This window comes from Trichococcus sp. K1Tr (assembly GCF_028309625.1).
In the GTDB taxonomy this organism is placed as follows: Bacteria; Bacillota; Bacilli; order Lactobacillales; family Aerococcaceae; genus Trichococcus.
In genome coordinates, this window is the sequence record NZ_JAQMHR010000002.1 from 608,849 (window position 1) to 632,270 (window position 23,422).

General features: G+C 48.9%; 22 protein-coding genes. 11 read left to right on the forward strand and 11 right to left on the reverse strand.

The annotated features are described in order from the left end of the window. Positions 1-35: 35 nt before the first annotated feature. Positions 36-1,376: a hydroxymethylglutaryl-CoA reductase, degradative gene (locus PH235_RS06270; RefSeq protein WP_272161555.1), complete on the reverse strand. Its 1,341-nt coding sequence runs from the start codon at positions 1,374-1,376 to the stop codon at positions 36-38. Between the two features lie 159 nt (positions 1,377-1,535). On the opposite strand from PH235_RS06270, the gene PH235_RS06275 reads away from it, so the two are divergent. From PH235_RS06275 to PH235_RS06290, 4 genes are all read left to right on the forward strand, one after another. Beyond that, on the forward strand, positions 1,536-2,033 hold the full coding sequence (locus PH235_RS06275) for an AI-2E family transporter (protein WP_272161516.1): 498 nt from the start codon (positions 1,536-1,538) through the stop codon (positions 2,031-2,033). A gap of 233 nt (positions 2,034-2,266) precedes the next feature. Beyond that, on the forward strand, positions 2,267-2,503 hold the full coding sequence (locus PH235_RS06280) for a FeoA family protein (protein ID WP_211306227.1): 237 nt from the start codon (positions 2,267-2,269) through the stop codon (positions 2,501-2,503). Then, positions 2,503-4,632 carry a ferrous iron transport protein B gene (gene feoB, locus PH235_RS06285; RefSeq protein ID WP_272161517.1) on the forward strand — a complete coding sequence of 710 codons (2,130 nt, stop codon included), beginning with the start codon at positions 2,503-2,505 and terminating at the stop codon, positions 4,630-4,632. The genes PH235_RS06280 and feoB overlap by 1 nt, the downstream gene beginning before the upstream one ends. Before the next feature lie 17 nt (positions 4,633-4,649). Next, on the forward strand, positions 4,650-4,910 hold the full coding sequence (locus PH235_RS06290) for a hypothetical protein (protein ID WP_272161518.1): 261 nt from the start codon (positions 4,650-4,652) through the stop codon (positions 4,908-4,910). Positions 4,911-5,189: 279 nt separating this feature from the next. Here PH235_RS06290 and PH235_RS06295 read toward each other — a convergent pair whose 3' ends face one another. Next, entirely contained in the window at positions 5,190-6,422 is a 1,233-nt protein-coding gene (locus tag PH235_RS06295; protein WP_272161519.1) for a DUF438 domain-containing protein, read from the reverse strand. 400 nt (positions 6,423-6,822) lie between these two features. Here PH235_RS06295 and PH235_RS06300 point away from each other — a divergent pair, with 400 nt between their 5' ends. Together PH235_RS06300 and PH235_RS06305 are read left to right on the forward strand one after the other, a co-directional pair. Then, a complete protein-coding gene (locus PH235_RS06300) occupies positions 6,823-7,272 on the forward strand; it encodes an SRPBCC family protein (protein ID WP_272161520.1) in 450 nt (149 codons plus the stop codon). Positions 7,273-7,476: 204 nt separating this feature from the next. Continuing rightward, positions 7,477-7,971: an NAD(+) diphosphatase gene (locus PH235_RS06305; protein WP_272161521.1), complete on the forward strand. Its 495-nt coding sequence runs from the start codon at positions 7,477-7,479 to the stop codon at positions 7,969-7,971. 179 nt (positions 7,972-8,150) lie between these two features. Here PH235_RS06305 and PH235_RS06310 read toward each other — a convergent pair whose 3' ends face one another. The 7 genes from PH235_RS06310 to PH235_RS06340 form a co-directional block, all read right to left on the reverse strand. Then, a complete protein-coding gene (locus PH235_RS06310; RefSeq protein WP_272161522.1) occupies positions 8,151-8,747 on the reverse strand; it encodes a 50S ribosomal protein L25 in 597 nt (198 codons plus the stop codon). A gap of 252 nt (positions 8,748-8,999) precedes the next feature. Beyond that, positions 9,000-9,968: a serine hydrolase gene (locus PH235_RS06315; protein ID WP_272161523.1), complete on the reverse strand. Its 969-nt coding sequence runs from the start codon at positions 9,966-9,968 to the stop codon at positions 9,000-9,002. 106 nt (positions 9,969-10,074) lie between these two features. Continuing rightward, complete coding sequence (locus PH235_RS06320) at positions 10,075-11,949, reverse strand: carbohydrate-binding domain-containing protein (protein ID WP_272161524.1); 1,875 nt, start codon at positions 11,947-11,949, stop codon at positions 10,075-10,077. 76 nt (positions 11,950-12,025) lie between these two features. Next, a complete protein-coding gene (locus PH235_RS06325) occupies positions 12,026-12,700 on the reverse strand; it encodes a DUF4956 domain-containing protein (RefSeq protein WP_106448842.1) in 675 nt (224 codons plus the stop codon). Between the two features lie 177 nt (positions 12,701-12,877). After that, positions 12,878-13,564, reverse strand: coding sequence for a polyphosphate polymerase domain-containing protein (locus PH235_RS06330; RefSeq protein ID WP_272161525.1), 687 nt, complete (start codon positions 13,562-13,564; stop codon positions 12,878-12,880). Positions 13,565-13,775: 211 nt separating this feature from the next. Beyond that, positions 13,776-15,200, reverse strand: coding sequence for a sensor histidine kinase (locus PH235_RS06335; RefSeq protein ID WP_272161526.1), 1,425 nt, complete (start codon positions 15,198-15,200; stop codon positions 13,776-13,778). Next, positions 15,197-15,898, reverse strand: a complete 702-nt coding sequence (locus tag PH235_RS06340) for a response regulator transcription factor (protein WP_272161527.1) — start codon at positions 15,896-15,898, stop codon at positions 15,197-15,199. The genes PH235_RS06335 and PH235_RS06340 overlap by 4 nt, the downstream gene beginning before the upstream one ends. 216 nt (positions 15,899-16,114) lie before the next feature. Here PH235_RS06340 and PH235_RS06345 point away from each other — a divergent pair, with 216 nt between their 5' ends. The 3 genes from PH235_RS06345 to PH235_RS06355 all read left to right on the forward strand — a co-directional run bounded on the left by PH235_RS06345 (position 16,115) and on the right by PH235_RS06355 (position 18,965). Continuing rightward, the gene (locus PH235_RS06345) at positions 16,115-16,615 is read left to right on the forward strand and encodes a GNAT family N-acetyltransferase (RefSeq protein ID WP_272161528.1); all 501 of its coding nucleotides are present in this window, start codon (positions 16,115-16,117) and stop codon (positions 16,613-16,615) included. Between the two features lie 224 nt (positions 16,616-16,839). Beyond that, positions 16,840-17,733, forward strand: a complete 894-nt coding sequence (locus PH235_RS06350; RefSeq protein ID WP_272161529.1) for an EamA family transporter — start codon at positions 16,840-16,842, stop codon at positions 17,731-17,733. Between the two features lie 323 nt (positions 17,734-18,056). Next, positions 18,057-18,965: a patatin-like phospholipase family protein gene (locus PH235_RS06355; RefSeq protein ID WP_272161530.1), complete on the forward strand. Its 909-nt coding sequence runs from the start codon at positions 18,057-18,059 to the stop codon at positions 18,963-18,965. 242 nt (positions 18,966-19,207) lie between these two features. Here PH235_RS06355 and PH235_RS06360 read toward each other — a convergent pair whose 3' ends face one another. Beyond that, a complete protein-coding gene (locus PH235_RS06360) occupies positions 19,208-20,308 on the reverse strand; it encodes a 5-methyltetrahydropteroyltriglutamate--homocysteine S-methyltransferase (protein ID WP_272161531.1) in 1,101 nt (366 codons plus the stop codon). A 410-nt stretch (positions 20,309-20,718) separates the two neighbouring features. Further along, positions 20,719-21,690 carry an aromatic acid exporter family protein gene (locus PH235_RS06365; RefSeq protein WP_272161532.1) on the reverse strand — a complete coding sequence of 324 codons (972 nt, stop codon included), beginning with the start codon at positions 21,688-21,690 and terminating at the stop codon, positions 20,719-20,721. A 238-nt stretch (positions 21,691-21,928) separates the two neighbouring features. Between PH235_RS06365 and PH235_RS06370 the strand changes: the two genes are divergently transcribed. Together PH235_RS06370 and PH235_RS06375 are read left to right on the forward strand one after the other, a co-directional pair. Further along, positions 21,929-22,603 carry a deoxynucleoside kinase gene (locus tag PH235_RS06370; protein WP_272161556.1) on the forward strand — a complete coding sequence of 225 codons (675 nt, stop codon included), beginning with the start codon at positions 21,929-21,931 and terminating at the stop codon, positions 22,601-22,603. A gap of 172 nt (positions 22,604-22,775) precedes the next feature. Then, complete coding sequence (locus PH235_RS06375; RefSeq protein WP_272161533.1) at positions 22,776-23,366, forward strand: Ada metal-binding domain-containing protein; 591 nt, start codon at positions 22,776-22,778, stop codon at positions 23,364-23,366. Positions 23,367-23,422 lie beyond the last annotated feature (56 nt).

The window sequence follows — 23,422 nt, forward strand, 5'->3', positions numbered from 1 at the left end:
TTCGCTCCGAAAATCTCCGCCGATCTTGTTATGACTCAATCGACTGCATCCGCACCGCGGATTTGGCTCAAAAGTTCCTGCGCCGTCGCCAGATTCATATTTTTTTCGCCCTTGAGCAGCTGGGACAGCTGTTCGATTTCGTTCCCGCCCGCGCCCGCGCTGATCGCCAGTGACCGCGAATGCAGACCCATGTGTCCTTTTTGGATGCCTTCCGTCACCAGCGCTTTGATGGCGGAAAAATTTTGCGCCAAGCCAACCGAGGCGATGATGGACTCCAGTTCGGATGCCGAACGGTATCCGAGGATTTCTTTCGTCATTTTCGCAGCAGGGTGGAAGTTGATGGACCCACCCACAGCTCCAATCGGCAATGGCAAAGTCAGACTTCCGAGCAGATCCCCGTTTTCCGCTTTTTTCCAGGAGGTCAAGGAACGGTACTGTCCGTTGCGGGAGGCATAAGCGTGTGCCCCGGCGGAAATGGCGCGCCAATCGTTTCCGGATGCCAGTACGATGGCGTCGATGCCGTTCATGATGCCTTTGTTGTTGGTGACGGCGCGATAAGGATCGACGTAAGCAAACTGATAAGCTTCGATCAGTCGGTCGCGCACTTCTTCACCGGAGAACCTGCCTTTGGCCAGAAGTGCAGCCGGTATCCGGCATTCAGCGGTCGCCAAGCAGTCGGTCGCGTAATTGGACAGGATGCCCATCAAAGCTTCGCCGCCGGTCAAACTCTCCAAGTAAGGGATGACGCCTTCCATCATCGTATTGATGATGTTGGCCCCCATCGCCTCCATCGTCTCGACATGCAGATGGACGACAAAAAACGACGGAATCCCTTCAACATCATCTGCAGGAAGAATCCTCACGCTGACGCGACGGGCTCCGCCGCCACGCTTCACGATGGAAGGGTGGGCAGCATTTGCCACCTGCAGGATTTTTTCCTGATGCGAAAGGACCAGCTGTTCAGCAGCAACGCTGTCGGGGACATTTTTCAGTGCGACTTGACCGATCATGACCCGTTTCTGGATCGTAGTGCGGAATCCGCCCGACATAGCGATGATTTTCGCCCCTGCGCTGGCCGCCGCGATGACGGAAGGCTCTTCGATGGCCATCGGGACGACATAGTCTTTTCCGTCAATCAGAAAGTTCAAGGCGACACCGTAGGGTAATTCGTAAGTGCTCAATTGGTTCTCAATCATGTTGTCGGCGATTTCCTGCGGCAACGTTAATCCTTCCTGAAGCTTGGCTGTCGCTTCTTCATTCAGGATGCCGGCCGACTGTAAGGCAGTGATCCTTTCGGTTGGGGTTTTATCGTAAAATTTCTGAAGATGTTTGGATTCCATTTTATGCTCCATTTCCCAAGTGTTTTGACGTGTAATCAGTGTCTGTTTCCTATATCATTTTATCATAGTACTATCCTGATGGCATCCGCCATCGGCTGCTTCGCGCAGAGGACGAAAGAATCCGACCAATGACCGATGACGGGCAGGCGCACAGGTGTGTATACTGAATTTACTAAGAGAAAGCGAGGGATCGCATTGGATACGATCAGCTATTATATTAAAGAAATCATCAACGCAACCGGAAAAGGCTTGAAGGGGTACCTCATATCAGCCGTCAAATTGGCTGCCATCAGTTTTGTCCTGTTGTGCATCGGGTTCCTGTACTTCGGCGTCGATTTTTGGTTCCTGAAGGCGCTGGGGATCGCGGTTTTCGATCTTATTCCGATTCTGGGGAGCGGGATGGTGATGATCCCTTGGGCGGTGATCCATCTGCTGCTCGGGAACACAACGCTGGCTTGGCAAATCGGACTGCTGTACATCATTCTTGTGGTCGTCCGTCAGATCGTGGAGCCGTTCATTACCGGTAAGGAACTCGGAATCCGACCACTGTACACGTTTCTGGCGACCGTCATCTGCATCCTTTTGTTCGGGCCGCTTGGAGCCGTCTTGGGGGCAGTGGTCGCCGTTGTGATCAAAGCCGTTTTGGAAGTATCGAGTGTCAGCCGCAGCAATTATGACAAACATCGTCGCTGAAAAGAGACAACATTTCACAAGCACGGGAGGAGTTGACCTCTTCCGTGCCTTTTTTATTTTTTTCGTACCCTTGCGGCAGGTTTCAGCCACTCATTTCTGATGAAAAAAAATAAGTAAAAATGCACGAATTGTCTTGACCGGAAGGCGTCTATGCCTTAAGCTATGACTTAATGAGAACGGTTCTCAATTAGTGTCGGGAAATTACTATTGCTGAAGGAATGGAGGGGACGATTTTGACGAATGTAAGAGACTTACCGATCGGTGTCACTGCAATTGTGAACAAGATAACAGGACAGGGCGCTACCCGCAGAAGACTCATGGATATGGGCATCACGAAAGGCACTGGCATTTATGTCAGAAAAGTCGCTCCATTGGGCGATCCGATCCAAGTGATGGTGCGCGGATATGAATTATCGATACGGAAAAAAGATGCCGAAATGATTGAAGTTACGTTCGGGGAGGAAAACTGATGGGGAAAACCATAGCGCTGGTCGGAAATCCCAATAGCGGAAAAACGACCTTATTCAACCATTTGACTGGTTCCACCCAACGCGTCGGCAACTGGCCGGGGGTTACGGTCGAACAGAAAGCCGGCACATTGCTGCATGACGGCGAGACGCAGGTCATCGATCTGCCGGGCATCTATTCGCTTTCCCCATACACAATCGAGGAAATCGTCACGCGCGATTATTTGACGCTGGATGCACCGGATTTGATCATCAATATCGTCGATGCCTCCAACTTGGAGCGGAATCTTTACCTGACTACCCAATTGATGGAATTGCATCTGCCGATCGTTGTCGTTCTGAACATGATGGACATCGTCGAGAAACGGGGCGATCAGCTGGACGTCGCCGGATTGTCGCGCGCGTTCGGTCTGCCGTTCGTAACGATTTCGGCTCTGAAGGAAAGCGGCTTGGAAGAGTTGTTCAAGGCCATCGCTGCACCGATATCTGTAGCTGAACCGATTGCTTACAGTATCGTCGTGGAAAGCATCCTTGATACGATCGAAGAAATTATTGCTCCATTGGTTCCGAAAAAATTGCGTTGTTACTACAGCATCAAACTTTTCGAAAGGGACGGACAAACTTCTGGAAATCTTGCGATTCCTGAGGACGGCCTGGCTGTCATGGAAGGCCTGCTCAGCCGTTATGAAAAGGAATTGGATGACGACTCCGAAGCAATCCTGATCAACGAACGCTATAAATTCGTGACGAAAATTACGCGCCAAGTGCTCGTGAAAAATAGCGACAAAGCTTCTTTCTCGGTCATGATCGATCACATCGTAACGAACCGCTGGCTTGGGTTGCCGATTTTCGTCCTGATCATGTATGCGGTCTACTACTTCGCCATCACAACTGTGGGGACGTGGGGGACCGATTGGGTAAACGATGTGTTGTTCGGAAGCATCGTGCCAGGTATCGTACAAAGTTTCTTCGACAGCATCGACATCCATCCGGCTGTCAGCAGCCTTGTGATCGACGGTGCCATCGGAGGCGTAGGTGCAGTTCTGGGCTTCCTACCGCAGATGGCCGCCTTGTTCCTCTGCTTGACCTTGCTGGAGGACAGCGGCTATATGGCCCGCGTCGCCTTCGTGATGGACAGGGTATTCCGTGGCTTCGGCCTTTCGGGTAAATCTTTCATTCCATTGCTGATCGGTTCCGGTTGTTCGGTCCCGGGCATCCAGGCTTCCCGCACGATCGAAAATCTGCAGGACCGCCGCATGACGATCCTGACCACTTCCTTCATCCCATGTGGTGCGAAACTGCCGGTCATCGCCCTGATCGCCAATGCCATCTTTGGCGGTGCATCCTGGGTTGCTTTGTCGATGTACCTGTTGGGAATTGCGACTGTCATCTTTTCCGGCGTGTTGCTGCGTAAGACAGCCATCTTTTCCGGGGAAGCATCGCCATTCGTCATGGAATTGCCGATGTATCACTGGCCGCAGTGGAAAAGCATTTTCCGCGCAGTATGGGCCCGTTGTTTGGCCTTTGTCAAAAATGCGGGAACTGTCATTTTCCTCAGCTCCAGCTTCATTTGGTTTTTATCTTCTTTCAACTGGCAGCTGCGGATGACTGCCGAAAGCGATCAAAGCATCCTGGCCAAGATCGGCAGTGCAGTTGCTGTTTTCTTCGCGCCATTGGGCTTCGGCTCTTGGCAAGCGACAGTCGCCACTATCCAAGGTTTGATCGCGAAGGAAAATGTTGTCGGCACATTTGGTGTGCTGATGAACACAACCGGTTCGGAGACGGAGGTAGCTGCCGCATTCAGCACACTGTTCAACCCGGTCAGCGCAGTATCGTTCCTCGTGTTCAATATGATCTGCATGCCGTGTTTCGCGGCTGTTGGAGCGATGCGCACCGAATTCGGCAGTGCTAAATGGACGCTTTTTGGCGTCTTGTATCAAACTACTTTGGCTTATGTCTTGGCCTTCATCATCAATCAGCTCGGATCCGTCATCGTTTTGGGCACGCCATTCGGGGCAGGAGCCAGCATAGCGGCTGCAGCAACGGCAATATTGGTGTTCCTGGTCGTCAGACCCGCACCGAAAAAAGCTTCGCCGATGTGGGGTAGCTTGGCGAAACCGATGGTCAAATAGGAAGAGGGGAATAACCTATGAATGTTCAATCTTGGATTGTTTTGTTGTTGTTTATGACCTTGATGGGGTACATCTTATTCCGTCAAATCCGTTTGATCGCGAGCGGCAGAAAGAAATGCAATGCCTGCACGGTAACGGTTTGTCCGATGAATGAGCCGGCTCCGGTAGAGGTTGAGGCCGACTGTATTGCCGGTACCGTACTGATGGTCCATCTGGGTGTTGCGCAAGAAAGCGCGTCGGCAGAAAAGCACTGCCCAACCTCCCAAATCATCAAATAATAAAAATGAACAGCATAAAAAGTCGGTGACTCAATCCAAAACGATTGAGTCACCGACTTTTTATCTGGAGAAAAGAGTAGAATCTCCGGCGAAGAGTGCGTTCAGCGGAGAACAACTGCGATTCGGCCAGCTTCTCCGGTGAAGGAGCACTCATCGGAGTACATGATGAATGTTCATCCGCACCTCCAGTGAGAACGCGCTCACCGGAGCACATGACGAAATCCGGATTCTCGGGTGAAGAAAACATTCATCCGGAATCTCATCCGTCCGTAACTGGCTTCATTCGGAAAGATGGCGTTTTTCCCCTGTTAGCTCGCGGATGGACTGGGCCTCCTGCACGTATTCCAAGACACCTAGATAGGTGCCGTCCTCATCATGGAGAGCGCAATAATTCACGACTATAAACTTTCCGCCTTCCTCATACCACATGATTTCCTGGCTTTTTTTTCCGGATTTCAGGTCCGAGACCAGTTGCTTCATGAGCGCGACGCTTTTTGGCGGATGGCAGTTTTCGGCGTCCCTTCCAAGTGCGGATTTCGTGCGCATGAAAATCTTCTCATCCGGCCCGTCATTGTAGTATTTCACGGTCCCATCCGCATCGATGAAGGTGAGCTCCAACGGCAATCGGTTCAACATATTCTCCAGTTCCTTCACCGTAAGGTAGCCGGTGCCGAAGGCGATGTTGCCTTCCGGAACGGAGCCCATCGCTTCATCTGTTTCAAAGGTGGCGCGTTCGGGTTTCCACAACGCTTCTGGGTGTACGATGCAATAGCCGATTTCGTCCGATTCAACCGCAATCTTCAGCCAATCGTCTTCAGTGAAGGAGTCGGATACCATCGGCAACAGGATGTCTTCCTCCTTGATGAACATCTCTTTCATCTCCTGCTGCAACGTTTCGAAAGTCACTTTGAGAGCGTCCAGCTGTCCTTCTTCCAACAACCGTTTCATTTTCTTGTACTGTCCCCGGATTTCGTCGTCCACTCCCCACATCACTTTCGGCGGAGCGGTCATGCCGTAGCGCTCCATGATCGGGAAGATGACATATTCTTTGCGCGCGTAATGCTTGTCGAAGCCCCAGAGGATATCCAGTTGCTTCAGCAGCCCGGTTTTCAGATCTGAATCCGGATCTGCCAGATAGCTTGCCAAAAGGCGCGCAATCCGGTCGAGCGTAGCTTCGATGGCAACATTTTCTTCCTTCAGCACCCGGATCGGATGGCCCGGTTTCTCGCTATCAGGAGAAGGGGCTTGTCCATAGGTCACTGCATCGGCAAACAATGCGGCATGGATCGAGCAAAGCCTCTGTATTTCCTCAACTGCGATGCCTTGTTCGATCAGTCTCCGTTCCATCATAGAAATCTCCAGAGCGCTGACCGTCGCGAAATGTTCCTTGAATTCCTTCTTGATCTGTTCGTAATCATCACCTGCATGAAGGCGAAGAATCAGATCCTTCAAAATAACTTGGCGTTGCTCCAACACTTCTTCGCGTGTGCTTTTTTTGATGTCTTCTTCCATTGTGATCCCCTCGCTTGATTTCATTCATCCCGAAGCAGAAGGCATTTGAACTGAGCGGTCAAAAACAGACTAAATATTCATGAGGCTTCATTTCTCTCATCACTCCTATTTTAGTGTGATTACTGACGGAGGACAAACGATACGACCAATAAGTTGGAGATATTCTTGGAATCTTGCAAATTAGGGGGAGATATCTTGGATTCTAGCTGCTTTTGGAAAAGGCGGCATTACTTTTTTATAATGGCCAACACAGGCGTATAATAAAGGCGAATAAGCATTCTGTCCCAATTTCCCATGGAGAATGCAAGCGCAAAGTTTCTTTTTTGTCCTCCGGGCTATCCCTAACGTCTACGAGCGAAGCATAAAGCACTGCGTGGTTTTTGGAAGGAGAACATCAATAATGGCTACTTTTGAAAAAACTATCTTCATCAACGCACCAGTCGAAAAAGTCTATGAGTACACAATCAACCCTGAAAATTGGTCACACTTCTACAACGGTCTTTCAGAAGCGGAAAGCGTCCACGGAAAAGGGGAAGTCGGCACAATCGTAAAATCGAGCTATTCCATGATGGGCATGCATTTTCCGGTCACCATCGAAGTAACGGAAAGCCAGCTTACTGCTGATGGCGCAATCTGGAAAGGGAACATCACCGGAAGTTTTCCGACCAAGCAAACCAGCCGCTACGTCGCCAAAGATGGAGGAACGGAGCTGACGTTCGATATCGACAGCGTTCCGCCTGAAACGCTGTTCACCAAAATCCTCGACAAACTCGTAACGGACAAAATGGAAGAAAACTCGACCCAGCATACATTGGAAAACATAAAAGCCATTTGCGAATCGGCACAATAAAAAGGAAGAACAAACTGTCACCCATAAATCAAACCCGAAAACTGGACATTCATTTATTCGAATGTCCAATTTTCGGGTTATTTTTTATTCGAAAGGAAAGGCCGGCGTGCTATAATATCCCATATTGTCCTATGAGTCATGCAGTGGGGTAACGGTTTTAGAAGTATCCAACGGAATCATAAGCGGAAAGGGAGTACAAAATAAATGAATTATTGCATGGAATGCGGAACAGAACTGGAAGCGAAACATCTGGAAAATGAAGGGAATATCCCTTATTGCAACAGTTGCGAGGGATATCGATTCCCTGTGTTCAACACGGCCGTCAGCATGGTCATCCTGAACAAGGAACAGGATAAAATTTTGTTGATCAAGCAGTACGGTGGGGCAGATTATATTCTCTGTGCGGGATACGTCAACAAGGGCGAAGATGTGGAACAGGCAGCGGCCCGTGAAATCGCCGAAGAGCTTGGGCTGCAAACGGTTGGATTGCGCTACAACAAAAGTGAATATTTTGAAAAAACCAACACATTGATGCTGAATTTTTCCTGCATCGTCGCGAGCGAGCGCCTCGATGGCATGACGGATGAAGTGGATCAGGCGAAATGGTTTTCCATCGAAGCTGCGCAAGCCAACATCAAAAAAGGCAGTTTGGCTCAGCGCTTCCTGGAAAACTATTTGGAAAAAAGCCACTGGCTATAGCAATTTACTGCTTTGAAGGACTCTTAACCAGAATGGTTCAGGAATCAATTGAGTATACACAAAAAAAAGTTTCGGTTTTGACGTTCAAAACCGAAACTTTTTTGTTGTGTAGGTAAGCCTAAACTTGATGAAACCTGTAAGTGTGCCAATCAAGTTTTTATGCTTATCTGGTTTGAAAATTATTCAGTGACTGTTTCAGCTTCTTCAGTTGGAGCTTCTTCCTCTGCAACCTCTTCAGCTACTGGAGCAGAAACGACAACAACTGCTTCTTCAAGGTCGGTAAGGATTGAAATGTCGGCATCGACTTTGATATCGGCAACTGTTAACGTATCACCGATTGTCATTTCATTAACAGCGATTTGGAATTCGGTAGGGACATTGGTAGCTTCCGTTTCGATTTCCAATTCGTTCAATGTTTGAGTCAAGACACCTTCTTTGACGTCTTCAGTACCGACCAAGTGAATCGGAACAGTCATCGTCAATTTTTGACCTTTTGTGATTACTTGCAATTCGACGTTTTGGATTTCGTTCTTCAGGGCAGCCTGTTGGATGTCCTTAAGGATGACTTGCATCGTTTTTCCGCCGGATATGCTGACTTCAAAAATCGCATTTTTACCTAATTGCTTGAGCACTTCGTCAAAATCTTTTGCATCAAGTAATACTGGAGTTGCTTCAACATCTTTACCATAGATGACTGCAGTCAGTTTCTTGTCCAATCGTGCACGCTTTGCTGCAGATGAGCCAACTTTTTCGCGTTTCTCTACTTGTAATTTCATATGTTTTCCTCCTGGAAGTATACCTGTACTGGCTTGGATTTGAGCTGGATATAAAAAATATAACGTCAGCAAATAGATAGTACCTCTATAGCATACCGCAACTCAGGGCAGATAGCTAATGATAAGCCTTTTGTTGGCTATGGTTTCAAGCCTATCATGAGAGGTTTATACGCTAAAAATCGTTGCTGTATAGCGAAAGCTTGGTTCCGGAAACTTTATCCGAACGACCAAGCTTTCGTCATGTTTTTTTGTTTATTGTGCATACAGGTAGGTCATCACTGCCGAGCCGATTCCCTCGAATACTGGGGTCGCGTCATCGGTCGCGTTTAGCCAACCATCCGTCAAGACGGCTACGATATAATTCTGACCGTCCATCGACAGGATTCCCGCATCGTGGGATACGTCAGTCAACAAGCCGGTTTTATGCGCAAAGGTTACCTCATCGGTAAGGCCTGTGTTCAGGGCATAGACGAGTTGCTGATCGCCCAAGAGTCCCAAAAAGTAAGCTGTGCTGGATTCTGAAAGCAATTCGCCGTCCAATAGGCGCTCCAATAGGAAGGCCACTTCGGCTGGGGTTGTTTCCAGATCGCCGTTGTAATAGACGCCGTCGTATTCCAGATAAGGGTTAAAACTCGTGGAAACGAATCCCTGATCATGGATGAAGGTTTCTATTTTATCCCATCCGATCAGATAGGCGAGTTCCTTTGCGGTTTCGTTGTCTGAAACGGTGATGGTGCTCGTCAGGTAATCATCAATCGTTGCCCCATCCGCCATCTGATCCTGCAAGGAAAGTACACTGGCATCGACCTGTTCAAGGATAGCGTAAGTCAGAAACAATTTGTACAGGCTCGCGCTGGTGAAGACGCGGGAAGCATTGGTCGTGACGGCTTCGCCGGTCTGCTCGTTGATGAGGACAAAGCCAAGCTGGTCAGGGTAGGCAGCATTCAGTTCATCCAAATCCGCCGCCAAATCTTCTCCGGCTGTCGTCATGATCGTGCTGCTCTGAAGAATCGCATTCGCTTCCGCTATGCTTGTCTCATCCGCTTCCTGCATTTCATCAACCGCGTACGCGACATCCGTCGTCAAGGTCTGGGCTGATGCGGAGCTTTCTCCTTCTTGGGATTTTGCCAGGTCCCACATTAGGAACATGACGCAGCCCGCAAGGAACACGGTGGACAGGAAAAGCGCATATTCTTTCTTTAGTTTTTTCTTTTTTTTCATATCGGTTACCTCTTCTGGGACTAATTTCAGCCAATGACCGGAAAGAGGAATGGTTAGCCTCTTTTCCGGATTGCTCGGCTAGGAAAGTTATTTTGTTGATGTGTGTTTATTTCACGGACGCACCGGATACGGGCATTGAATTGCCACCTATGCCGCCCATTTGTCCGCTGCTTGCTTCAGTTGTGGCGCTGACATCAACGGTGGATGAACCGCCGCTGAAGGATGTATCTTCATAGATACCGGTTGTGGATTCGCCGGAAACTGTTCCTCCGGTTGTGATTGTGTACGCAGAGCCGTTGACCAGGTCAGTACTGGAGAATACAAGCGACTGTGCCGTTGTGGAAGCCTCAAAGGTCATGATCACTTCTCCGTCCGGTCCGGTGATCTGGATGGCTTCATCCGCAGCCAATGGGATAGAGGACGTGAACAGGAAGCTTTGGGCTGAGGTCGAAGAAGGGCTCATCGCCATGCCGGAGCTGCCGACCCCGATCAGGGTACCGCCATTCATGTTGAACGTGCTGTCGTAATCCAATGTACCGTTCATGCTGTCGGTCGGGCCGTTGACGATCACGGTACCATCGTTCATTTCGATGCTTCCGTTGCTGTCGAGTCCATCGCCGCTCGCGTTTACCACAAGCGTTCCGCCGTTGATGGTCAAGAGTCCTGCTCCTTCTGCAGTCGAAGTGAAGGTGTTCTCGCCGGGGCGTCCGCTGACGGCTGACGCATCGTTTCCGCCTGCGGCATTGATGCCATCATCTGAGGTAGTCAAAGTGATTTCTCCGCCATTCAGAGTGATTTCGGTAGCCTCGATGCCTTCATAACTTTGATTGATATTAATGGTTCCGTCATCGATTGTCAAGGTGTTGTCGGCATGGATCCCATCATCCCCAGAAGCAATCGTGAAGTCTCCGCCTGTGATTTGGATTGTGTCATTGGTATGGATGGAGTCATCGGATGTGTCCAAGATGAAGGTGCCACCGGAAATCGCTAATGAGCCTGTCGCTTTTAAACCTTTGGCGCTGGTTGTTTCCTCGGTGGTAGTTGTGGCTGCTTCTTCAGCAGGTGCTGCCCATGTTCCCCATGCCTCACTCGCTGTACTGCTGTTCGCGCTGCCGCCGCCGGTTGTGATCGTAAAGTCGCCACCAAGTATCTGCAGATCGGTTGCGGCTTGGATACCGTCAGAAGCTGCCGTAATCGCGAAGGTGCCTGATTCAATCGATAAAGTTCCTTTTCCTTCTTCTTCCTCGTTAGTCGATTGCAGCCCATCGCCGCCAGCATCAATCGTGAAAGTGCCGGAGCTGATGAAGAGCGAATCGCTTCCTTTGATTGCGTCGCCGACAGAAGTGATCTCATAGATTCCTTCTGCGATGGTCACATCATCTTTCCCTTTGATGGCATGAGCATAATTGGCATCGACGACCAACGTTCCCGTTCCGTTCAGGATGAGGTCGGATTTGCTGAATAGGGTCGCATCAGGCTCGTCTTCACTGTCTTCGAAGGTATAGGTTTCTCCGTCGCTTAAAGTATTGATTGTTCCTTCAGCCAAAGTGATGGTCGCGGAGTTGGCGCTTTTCACGTAGATGGCGGCTCCGGTGGAATTCGTGATGGTGGCCCCATCGAGAACGATCTGGACATCGGCTTCATCAACTGTTTCGACACGGACCTGGCCTTCGCTCAGGGTTCCGCTGAGGATATATGTGCCTGGTTGCGTGATGGTCAGGATGGAACCGTCAGCAGCGGCTCCGGATCCATCGACTGTGATGGTCTGATCGGAAAAACTGATGGCTGTGCTGTTGCTTTCTGAATAATTGGAGTCTGATACAAGCGTGGATTCAACTGTCGCCTCAGTGGTCGAGACGTCGCTGGATGCTGTTGTGGTGCTCGCTTCAGTCGAGCAAGCGGTCAATAAGGAAAGGGTGCCTGTCAGTGCGAGCATTTGAGTTAGAGGTTTATTCTTTAGATTCATTATAGTACTTTTCATGGGGTAGTTCTCCTGTCTGGTATGTTTTTTTAGTTAATATCTGCTGTTAATGTCTAGCTGCAAGAGTTAGCTTTTCTCAGCCTGCTTGGTTGCCGTTGTAGCTGACCAAAGTGGCGTTCTGGACGCCTTCGATGGCGCTCAATTCATTCATGAAGCTTGTTTCGTTGTTCTTTACTTTTACTTCATAGATCAATTCCGGTTGACCGTCCGTGATGCTCTTGGATTTTACGATTATTTTTCCGAAACGGTTTTTGATGATTTCGGTCGCCTGCAATTCGGCATTCTCATTCTCCAGTTGCAGCATCAAGATGTAAGGGGCCGAAGAATCGACCTTTCCTGTCAGAACGAGCAGGATGACCGTGATGAATGCAGATCCGAGGAAAGCCAGAGAATACAATCCAGCTCCCAGGATGATGCCGACGCTGATCGACCAGAAAAGGAAGACCAGGTCAAGCGGCTCCTTGATGGCGGTACGGAAGCGGACGATGGAAAGGGCACCGACCATCCCTAGGGAAAGGACAACGTTGGAGGTTACGGCCAGGATTACGAAAGTGGTCAGGACCGACAATAGAACCAACGATGTGTTGAAGGGTTTCGAATACATGACGCCGGCATAGGTCTTTTTATAGATGAAGAAGATGAACAGGCCGATGAAGAGCGCCGATAGCAGGGAAACTGAAGCTGCCGCGATGGAAAAGTCAGCCGTTTCCTCCAAAAAGCTGTTTTTAATGATATCTGTAAATGTTGTCATTTCAATATTCCTCCTGGTATGGTTTAAAATAATATTACTTGCTTCTAGAATGATGGCTAGCGGTCCAAGCCTGCCTCTCGGAAATTAGATAAATCTGCCCCATTGCGCTCTGCGATGCTCATTCAGGGGCAGATTTCCTAAATTTCTTTCGAGGCAGAACGGCTTGTACCGCTTTTCTTAAATTTGGTTTAGGTGTCTTCCAATTACGTATTTTGAATGCGAGGTGCTGTTTGTTTCTTCTGTCTGCACCAGACTTTGGATCCATCCAGGCAGATAATTGTCGAATTTGACTTCCAGTACGCAGTCGATCCCGGGCTCCCTTATTCCGATTCGGCCATCGTGGAAGAAAGAGGATACTTGTGTGCTGGCGTGCATATCAAAATCCAGCGTGATGCGAGTGTTCCCGGGTCCGTAGGCGAAAGCTTCCCGTTCATAAGTGATGATCACTTTTGGTTCCATGCATTGGCTTTTGCACTTTGCATAAAATTCCTGGAGCAAAGGATGGCTGGCATCAGCAAGGCAATCATATTTTTTTTGGATAAGCTGGTCTGCTATTTCTTTCGTGATGCAGGCGCTCTGTTTGTAACCGACTGCTCCGTCCTTGACTTTTTTTTCCAGGCGGATAAAGGAAGCGTCATTGTTGTAATAACGGATCCGGAACTTCTCGCGGTAACTGCGGCCATCCTCTTTGTCCCAATAAGCATCATCATAAATCGTGTCAAAATAGAGACTCCTGATGCTGTAGCTGTTGCCTACTGAATTCTCGTCATGTTTCAGGACCTTTCTCAGCCGACTTGTGAGGATGACTTTGTTCTTTTGGGAAATCTCGTGTTTGAATTCGTTTCGGTAGCATATTTCGCTCATAACGCTCGACCTCGTTTCTTGTTTCTCTTGATGTCCTTATTCTATGCCGATCCGGGAAACAATTCTCCGTAAACAGGGCAGAGAGTTGTTGCAAAAATGGGGCAAAGTGAGCGGAAAGATGCGTAAAGTTGAAAGAATGCCGAATCCAACTGCAAAAAAGGACCGAAACGCTGTCCTATGGGGGCGGGCAGCGTTTCGGTCCATATTTTATTTAATTGTTTGCATTTTGTTGCGGCAGGATGATCGTGAAAGTTGTTCCTTTTGCGGAAGACATGACTTCTATGCGTCCGCCGTAGGTCTGCACGATCGATTGGACGATGGAAAGGCCGATGCCGTGGACGCCTTTATTGCCTTTGTAGAAGCGGTCGAAAATATGCGGCAGGTCTGTCTTGGAAATCGGTTCGCCATCATTGTAGATGGTGATCATGATCCGGTTGTCTATCTCCTTGCAGCCCAGGCGGATGATGCCTTTTGCGTAACGCAGGGCGTTGGAGATGAGATTCTGGAAGGCCCGTTCAAAATCCCGTTCATCATAATGGAACAGGACAGGATTCTTCTGGAAGTCGAACAGCACTTGCAGATTTTTTTGATCACTGACACTGGCGTAGCGTTCGGCGGTATATGCCAATGTTTCACGGATATCATTGGTGGCAGTCAACCGATCCGATGAACGGGTCTCCAGACGCGACAGGTAAAGGATATCCTCAACAAGCGTGCCGAGTTTGTCGGTCTCGTTTTTGATCGCGATTGCGCCTTTTTTGTCATCGATGATGCCGATTTCGATGCCTTCCGCGTTTGTCTTGATGATCTGCAAAGGTGTCCGCAATTCATGGGAAGCGTTCTGGAAGAACGTGCGCTGATCGGCGTCGTACAGCTTGAGTTTTTTGGTGGTCTCGTTCATTGTCGTCTTCAGTTCATGTAGCTCCAAGTCGACAAATTCCTCATCGATCGTTTGATAGTTTCCTTCACCGATCTCTTTTGCGAACAGAGCCAGCGTCTGCAACGGTTTCGTTATTCTTGAGACGAGCAGATAGGTGATGGTGGCAATGGTTACCAGCCCAATCAGCATGATGATCAAAAGAATCTGATTCAGGTTCTGCTCGAAGACGAACAGATCGGACATATTCAGGAAGAATACCGCGTAGGTCCCTTCCTCTTCGGCGTTTGGGGCGATGGAATAGTAGTAGAGATTATCCTCCAACTCCAATTTTCCATCGGCCGTCAATGCCAGCGTGATATCGGAACTTTCCAGTCCGGAAACGAAATTCGTCAACGAATCATCATCACTGAATCCGGTGTCCTGGATCTGCGGGAACAGTATTTCGAAATCTTCGGAAATGATCGTCTTTTGGACGCTGGATGCGAAGGCCGTATGCGGTTCAGGATTTTTTTCCCGTGGCTCATCCACAACTTCTGCATCCGATGCGGCGGGTTCCGGGTCCAATTTTTTGTCCTCAACGAAGGGGCGCTCGATGTAATTTTGTCGCGCTTCGACAAGCAGCGAGGCCGCTGCTGTTTCGATGTACTGGGTAAAGAAAAAATTGAACACCAGATAAATCAAGGTAAAGATGGCAGCCAACAGCAAGGTAACGGTCGTCAGAAGACGGATCTTCAAACTTTTTTTCGATGTCTTCATCCTGCAGACGACTCCTTCACGGTGAAGCCGAATCCCCAAACGGTCTCGATCTCGACTGTGGAACCGGTCAGTTTTTTGCGCAGGCGCCTTACCGTATCATCGCAGGCCCGCGTCTCGATGTCCTTGCCGTAGCCCCAGATCGAGTCCAAAAGTTCGTCCCTGGAAACAGCACGGTTTTTGTTTTCTATTAGATAGACGAACACATTGTATTCATTCGGTGTCAGGTTGAGGGAAGTACCATTCTGTTTGACGGACATGGCGGCCAGATCGATCTCGATATCGCCGATCCGCAGTGTCGCGTCTTCCTGGCGGGAAGGCATGCGTTCCTGATCCATCTTGATGCGGCGCAGCATCGCTTTCACGCGCATGTTCAGGGCGATGGCACTGAACGGTTTCGTGAAATAATCATCACTGCCAAGGTTGATGCCCGTTGCGTAATCCATGTCGCTGTCTTTTGCGGTCAGGATGATGATCGGGACCGAACTGATGTCGCGTATTTTTTTGGTGATCTCGAAGCCGCTCGATCCCGGCATCATCACATCCAGGATGACCAGGTCCGGTTGTTTGTTCAGGAAAGCATCGTAGAGCAGATCGCCGTTCGGAAAGTCGGAGACCACATAGCCCTCGCTCTCCAAAAATGTCTTCACCGTCAAACGGATGCCATCTTCATCTTCTGCGATATATATTTCTTCATTCATAATTTAATCCACCCCATTCTTGTATCCAGTATAACCGATTTTCATTGGGAAGATTACGAAAAACTGCGGCAATCCTGCAGAAATTGGGGGCAGACAAACACTATTTTTCCATCCTTCTGAAAATAGATAGCACATCGTCGGGACAAACTGGTAAAATAGCGTATAGTCCTTCGAGAAGTCGGGCTGTGAATTTTTGATTTTTGGAGGAATAAACAAATGACCCTTACACATAGAAACGCAACTTTGGATGATGTGGAAGATATCGTCGCCATCTACAACCAGACGATTCCTAGCCGGATGGTGACGGCCGATCTGGAACCGGTGACCGTCAAACAAAAAATGGGCTGGTTCCTGGACCATTCGCCGAGCTACAGACCGATATGGGTTTTTGAAGAGGATGGGAAAATCTGCGCTTGGGTGAGCTTTCAGGCTTTCCACGAGCGCGCCGCTTACGACAAGACAGCAGAATTGAGCATCTATATCCATGAAGACTACCGCGGCAAAAAAATGGGTACACAGATTATGGAGGTGGTATTGGCTGCCTGCGACGAGTTGGACATCACAAATCTGGTCTGCCTTATCTTCGGCCACAATGCACCAAGCATCGGGCTGATGAAAAAATTCGGCTTTGAACAATGGGGATATTTACCGAGAGTGGCTGAACTCGACGGCATCGAGCGCGATCTCGTCTACTTGGGCAAAAGAGTGCGCGACTGACTCTCGAAACGGTATTATAAGGGATTGAAGGCCTTTTGCGGTTTCCGTTTTGCAGGTGCAGAAACACGCGTCAGTTATCTATCGTCAGCGACAATATTGCGTGTTGCTTATGATAAGTCTGTTAACATATTGTTAACATTGCGTTATTTTTATTGCATACTCCATCCATCTAGTATAATTAGTAAGTAAGTTTTTGAAATTATTTTATAAAGGATGGATGGAGCATGTGGTTTTTATTTGCGATAGTTTCCGTTTTGGCCTGGGGCACAGCGGATTTGTTTTATAAAAAGGGGAGCGATCCGAAAGATAAATACAGTTATCTGAAGATCGTCATCATGGTCGGTGCGGTCATGGGGATCCATGCGGTCTATGTCATGCTGACTTCCGGGGTGGTCTACGACCCGAGCAACATGATCACGTACCTGCCTGTATCAGCGTTGTACATCTTATCGATGGCGGTCGGCTACGCCGGATTGCGATTTCTGGAACTGTCGATTTCTTCACCGGTACAAAACTCGTCCGGCGCGATATCGGGCTTGCTGACTTTCATTTTCTTGGGTCAAACAATGACCGGTCTCCAGTTTTTTGCGGTAGGCCTGATAACGGCCGGCGTCATCCTGCTGTCGGTATTCGAACAGCGGTTTGCTGAGGCAGAAAAGAAAGAGAACAAGGAAATGGTGGACCGTAAGTATAAATACGGAGCGATCGCTTTGTTGTTCCCGCTGGGTTATGCATTGATCGATTCCCTTGGGACTTTCGCGGATGCGTGGGTCTTCGACAGAGGGATGGACGAAATGCAGGCGAACATTTCTTATGAATTGACCTGGCTGATTGTAGCGGTTTTGGCTTGGATTTATCTTGTCTTGATCAAGAAGGAAACCTTTGCTTTGCGCGATCAGAAAGACCGCGGCCTGGCAGCCATCTTCGAAACATTGGGGCAGTTCTTCTATGTTTTTGCGATCAGCGCAAACGCAGTCATCGTTGCGCCGCTGATTTCTTCCTATAGTATGGTGTCCGTCATCCTTTCGCGGATCTTCTTGAAGGAAAAGCTGACTGCAAAACAATACGCAGTCATCGCAATGATCATGGTAGGGATCTTCATCTTAGGCTTCGAATAGTTTTATGCGGAAAAGCGGCTGAAAGCCGCTTTTTTGCGTTGTGCCGATGTACCTGTGGGCGGACGGGGACTCTATACCAAGGAGGAAAGGGGGTCTCGTCCTCCGGCGGGCAGTGGCCTCGTCGGAGGACGGGATGAGGATTGGGCTTCAACAACGGGGAGCGGTGATCTGGCCGGAGAAACCACCTGAATATAACCCACCAGCTCCTGCGAAAGACAAGTTCACAGGAGGTAGCGTTCCTTCAATAGTCTTCTTTTTTGTAGATTCCGCCGAAATAAGCGATAATTATGGTAGAATACGACTTTTGAAGGAAGGGAACGCATATGGAATCGCCTGAACAAGCAGAAAAAGGCAAGGGACTGTTTGGACTCAGTCTGGCTGGAGGCGGCCTGAAGTCCTTTGCGCAGCTTGCCGTCCTTCATGATCTCGAGAAGCATCACGTCAAAATCGATGCCGTCGCAGGCACTTCGATGGGGGCGGTCGTAGCGGCTTTGGTGGCCAGCGGGCTCACGGCATCCGAGATCGAGGAAACCTTATTGGAAGAGGAACGGGAATTTGCCGATCGCGGCGTTTTCAGCAGGCCCGCCTATCTGCTCTTTCAGCATGTAAGGGAACACAATAACGGCTTCGTTGAATTGCAGAATCTACAACAGATGGCCTGTCAATTATTTGAAAAAATTGGCTGCCGAATGCTTTCCGACTGCCGGTTGCCTATCGCGATCACGACCGTGGACATCCACACAAGCGAATTGATTGTTTTCACCAACAAACCCGATTTTTTCACGAGCCCGACCGGAGATTGGCTCATCTACCCGCAGGATATCGAATTGGGAGTTGCCGTAGCGGCGTCCTGTGCGTTTCCGATGATCTTTTCCACTGCGGAAATCGACGGGAGACAGTTGGTCGATGGCGGGGTGATGATGAATTTGCCTATCCCTCTTTTTGACCGTTCGCTCTTCAGCGTGCTGATGTCCGTGTCGATGATCTATGATGCGGTCGATCGGCAACTGGAATCGCCGTTCAATGTCGCGATCCAAAGTTTGGATATTCTTATTCGGCAGATGGATCGCCAATTGACGAAGCAGGCGGATATCCAGGTGAACTTCCCGATTGAACCGCAGTTGGTATTCAAAGTGGGTGCCGGTCCGGATGTCATCGCCATCGCCAATGAGATGCTGCGGAATAATCCGATCGACTACAGTATGTTGGAAACACATCGACAGCAGGGATGAGGACGAAGACGAATAAAGCTGCGCAGCCAGCCGGAAGGAGGTCCGCAACTCCGGCGAGAGAGCTCTCACCGGAGTACACGTGAAAAAAAAGCCTGAACTCCGGCGAGCAACGCCTAACCGGAGTTCAGGCGGCCTACCGTCGCAAGCCTACCGTCGCAAGCCAGCTAGCGCTTCCGCCCACCTAGACTGAATCACACCAAAAAACGCACAATCGGCTGATTGTGCGTTTCATCATTATGAGATTAATCTTCTGGCCAAACTTCTTTGGCGATTTCCACAACGTGGCGTACTTTAGCCCATTGTTCTGCTTCCGTCAGCAAGTTGCCTTCTTCGGTGGAGGCGAATCCGCATTGCGGGCTCAACGCTAATTGATCCAAAGGCACGTATTTACTGGCTTCCTTGATGCGGGCTTTGATTTCTTCTTTGTCTTCCAGCTCAGCTGTCTTCGAAGTAACCAGGCCTAATACGATGCGGCCTTTGCCTTTGAAGAAGGCAAGTGGCTCGAAACCGCCGGAACGATCGGTATCATACTCCAGGAAGTAACCGTCAAAACTTGTTTGTCCGAACAGTTCTTCTGCAATCGGATCATAAGCGCCTTCCAATGAGTGATGGGATTTGTAGTTACCGCGACAGACATGTGTCGTCAAGACAAGATCAGCAGGTTTTGCTTCGATGATGGCTTGAACGTTCTCAGCGGCAACGCGTTTGGAAGCTTTGTACTCTTCCGAATCATTTGCGAAGTTACAAAGGAAGCCCCAGTGTACATCGTCCAATTGCAGGTGACGGCAGCCCAGGTCGTAGAAAGCCTGGACAGTGTCGATGTAAGCTTGTTGCACGTCAGCTTGGTACGCTTCAACCGAAGGATAGATCTCTTCGTTGCGGTAGCCTGGATAGAAAACTTCGTTCGGGCTAGGGATCGTGAATTTCGCCACGCCTTGGTCACCGACGATTTCGTTCAATGATTTGAAAGCAGCCAGGAAAGGGTGGTTCGGATTGAAGGAGATTTTGCCGACGTTGCGGAAAGCGTACTTACGGACTTCCACATCCCCGAAGTCATAGCCGTGTTCCGGCACATAGCCTTCAAATCCGTTCAGGTTTTCGATGAAATCGATATGCCACCAAGAGCGACGGAATTCGCCGTCAGTGAAACCTTTCAAACCATTTTCCTTTTGGTCTTTGACCAATTTCGTGATTTCTTCCGTTTCCACTTGGTCCAAAGCGGCTGCATCGATTTCGCCGGCTGCAAATTTCAAGCGCGCTTCCTTCAATGGTTCTGTGCGTAAAAAGCTCCCTACGTGGTCGGCTCTGAATGGTAAAGTTGTTGTTTTTTGTGCTGTTGTCATGTTATTTTCCTTCTTTCAATTTTTATTTTTTGTCAAACGATATCGTACAGTAAAAAAAATACGCCCCCGCACATTGCTGTGCAAGGACGTATGATTGCTCATCGTGATACCACCTTGGTTCAGGGTATGCTCGCGCATGCCCCCTCAGTCAGTACGCAAGACGACCGTTCTGTCTTGTTATACTGCGGCATTGTAACGTATGCAGACGTGGCTTGCTGAGGCCCTAAGGCGTTCGCAAACCAATCACTCTAAGACCATTTTCTGGATGACTTTCCTGTCCTCTTCTCAGATGCCGAGGTTCTCTGTGCATTTCCGTTATCCGTACTCTTCTTTTCACCGTGAGGTTGTTTGAATTTATATACATAATAACAACACGATTAGTAAGTGTCAAATGTTTTCTCACGAAAATTTCATTTTTTTGTAATGATTTCCGCTGCGTACTCTTCGTAGAATAATTTTTTCGTCTGGATGAAGCGTCTGAAGTCGTTCAGCAACTGGAACAGGATGGCACGGTTTTCGAACTCCGCACGGGTGGCCGGCAACTCGCTTTCGCGGAATGATTGCAGCAATGAATCGATGTCCTCCATCAGATAAATCCCGGTGTTCTGTTCGTGCAGTTGGGCGGCAGTCAGGAAGAACAGGCCAGCCAAAATCTTGTTTTCGCTTGTCGGCAGCGCGCACAAGCCGAGGTTGGTGGCCATATATTTCAGGATCGTGACCTGCTCGCTGCGCATATCGAAGTAGCGGATATTATAGGTAGATTGGTCCAGCAACTGATTGTCGAATTCCGCATAGACGACTTGCCTGTATTTTTCCAATTGATCATCCAATTCGTCCAACAACCGGCCTTGATTACGGTCATCCCCCTCGCGAAGGGCGACGCTGAAACTATGCAGCACTTCCTTCATTTGCGTCTCTACTTGTTCACGAAGCAAAATGATTTGGCTCGCTTTGGAGGGCATGTACAGATTGAATAAAATAGCCACGCCGGCGCCGATCATCATCAGGGCGAGTTCGTTCAGAAGCCAAGGAAAGCTTGTCTGCTTTTCCAACAACAGATGCGTCACAAGCACCGAACAAGGCGCGATGCCGGATTGAAGATTGAAGCGATAGGCCAATGGTACGTAAAACAACAGGTAGATGCCGAACACGACGATGTGGAAGCCGAAGAGACGGAACAGGATCGTCGCGATCGTCAATGCCAACACCGTGGAGGCAATACGTTGCAGTGCCGTCATAACGGAGGATTTTTTGGTGTCCAGCACACTGAGGATCGCAATGACCCCGGCCGAAACGGAATAATTCAAATCAAAAAATTGCGCAATCAGAATGGCGATGACTGTGGCAAAAGCGATTTTGATGGTACGATGGTTCAAACTCATGGGCATCCTCCTTTATTTTCTAGCATAGTGCATTTGAAAGCTTTTGACCAGTGTTTTTGGGAGCAGGAAGAGCGTGTCCTTTTTAGGCTGGAAGTGGATTTTCTAATCAAAAAAACACTATATCTCGTTTTGCTTGCGTGGTATGATACTAAATGTTGTTCCGTAAATCAGCGGATCGGAAGTTACATAAAAATACAGAAATAATCAGATAACACCAAAGGAAGGGATATGATTGAGCGTGCTGGTAATGGCAGGAATGATAGGTGCTGGAAAGTCGACCTACACTGAAATGATTTCAAGAAGATTGGGGACGGAGGCCTTTTTCGAAAGCGTCGATTACAATCCGATCTTGGATAAATTTTATGATAATCCACAAAAATGGGCTTTCAGCCTTCAAATATATTTCTTGAATACGCGTTTCCGCAGCATCAAGGCTGCATTGACTGATGACAATAATGTCTTGGACCGTTCCATATATGAAGACGCGTTGTTCACGCGGGTCAACCACCTGCAAGGCAACATCTCCCAAGAAGAGATGGATATCTACAATGATCTGTTGGCGAACATGATGGAAGAACTGGAAGGCATGCCCAAAAAAGCGCCGGATCTGCTGATCTATCTGGATGGTTCATTCGAGACGATTTTGGATCACATCCGCAAGCGCGGCCGTGAATTTGAGCAGATCGAGGACGATTCCGAGTTATTGGCCTACTATGAATTGCTATTCAAAAATTATGAGCAATGGTATCAGGAGTACAATCAAAGTCCAAAAATCAAGATCAACATCGATACGTTTGACATCGTCAATAACAGCGGTGATGAAGAGCAGGTCATGGCCATCATCGAAAAAGCGCTCTTGGAAGTCCGCGGCGAAGAGGCCGAATTGACTTATGCCGGAATTAATATCGGGTAAGCGACAGACCGTTCCGGTCGTCATCAAACAGCAACAGTGCCATTCGGTGCGACTGCTGTTTTTTTTTGCGAGAAGGCATAAATTTTTCGCAACGGACTGAAGCATATCCTTGATTAATATACTATAATGGGAAGCGGATATAAATGACGGTTGAAGAGGATGGAACCAGACGATGGCGGCGGATAGGGCAGAACAAGCAGTGAATGTGGAGCAATGGCAAGCAATCAATGAACGGGATAAGCGTTTTGATGGAGAATTCTTTTACGCGGACAGGAACACACAATTATACTGCAAGCCGTCCTGTCCTTCCCGGCTTCCTAAATTCAATCATGTCTGCATCTTTACTTCAGCCGAGGCTGCGGAGGTTAACGGATATAGTCCTTGCCGCAGATGCAGACCGAACGGGAAGGCCGTTACGGATCTGGAATGGGCCAGCCAGGCCGAGCGCTTTATCCATAACCATTATCAACACCCATTGAGCGTGAATAGCATTGCCGAAGCCTGTCATGGCCCCTCGTCGGAACTGCAGAAGGTTTTCATCCGGATCTACGGCGTTTCATTGTTGGATTATTTGGATCGTGTCAGGATGGATCAAGCGCGCTACTTGCTGATTCATTCAAGACGCTTCATCAAGCAAATAGCCGAACTGGTCGGGATCCCCTCCGCGTCGGAATTTTCCCGCAAATTCAAGGAAAAGGAAGGCATGGCGCCGACCTTATACCGCCGGCGCGTGCGCAAGCGCGAAAGTGAGCAACGGTACTGATGACCTACTATAGTGCAAACAAATTAATAGAGAGCAATACAGCAGGCCAACCGATC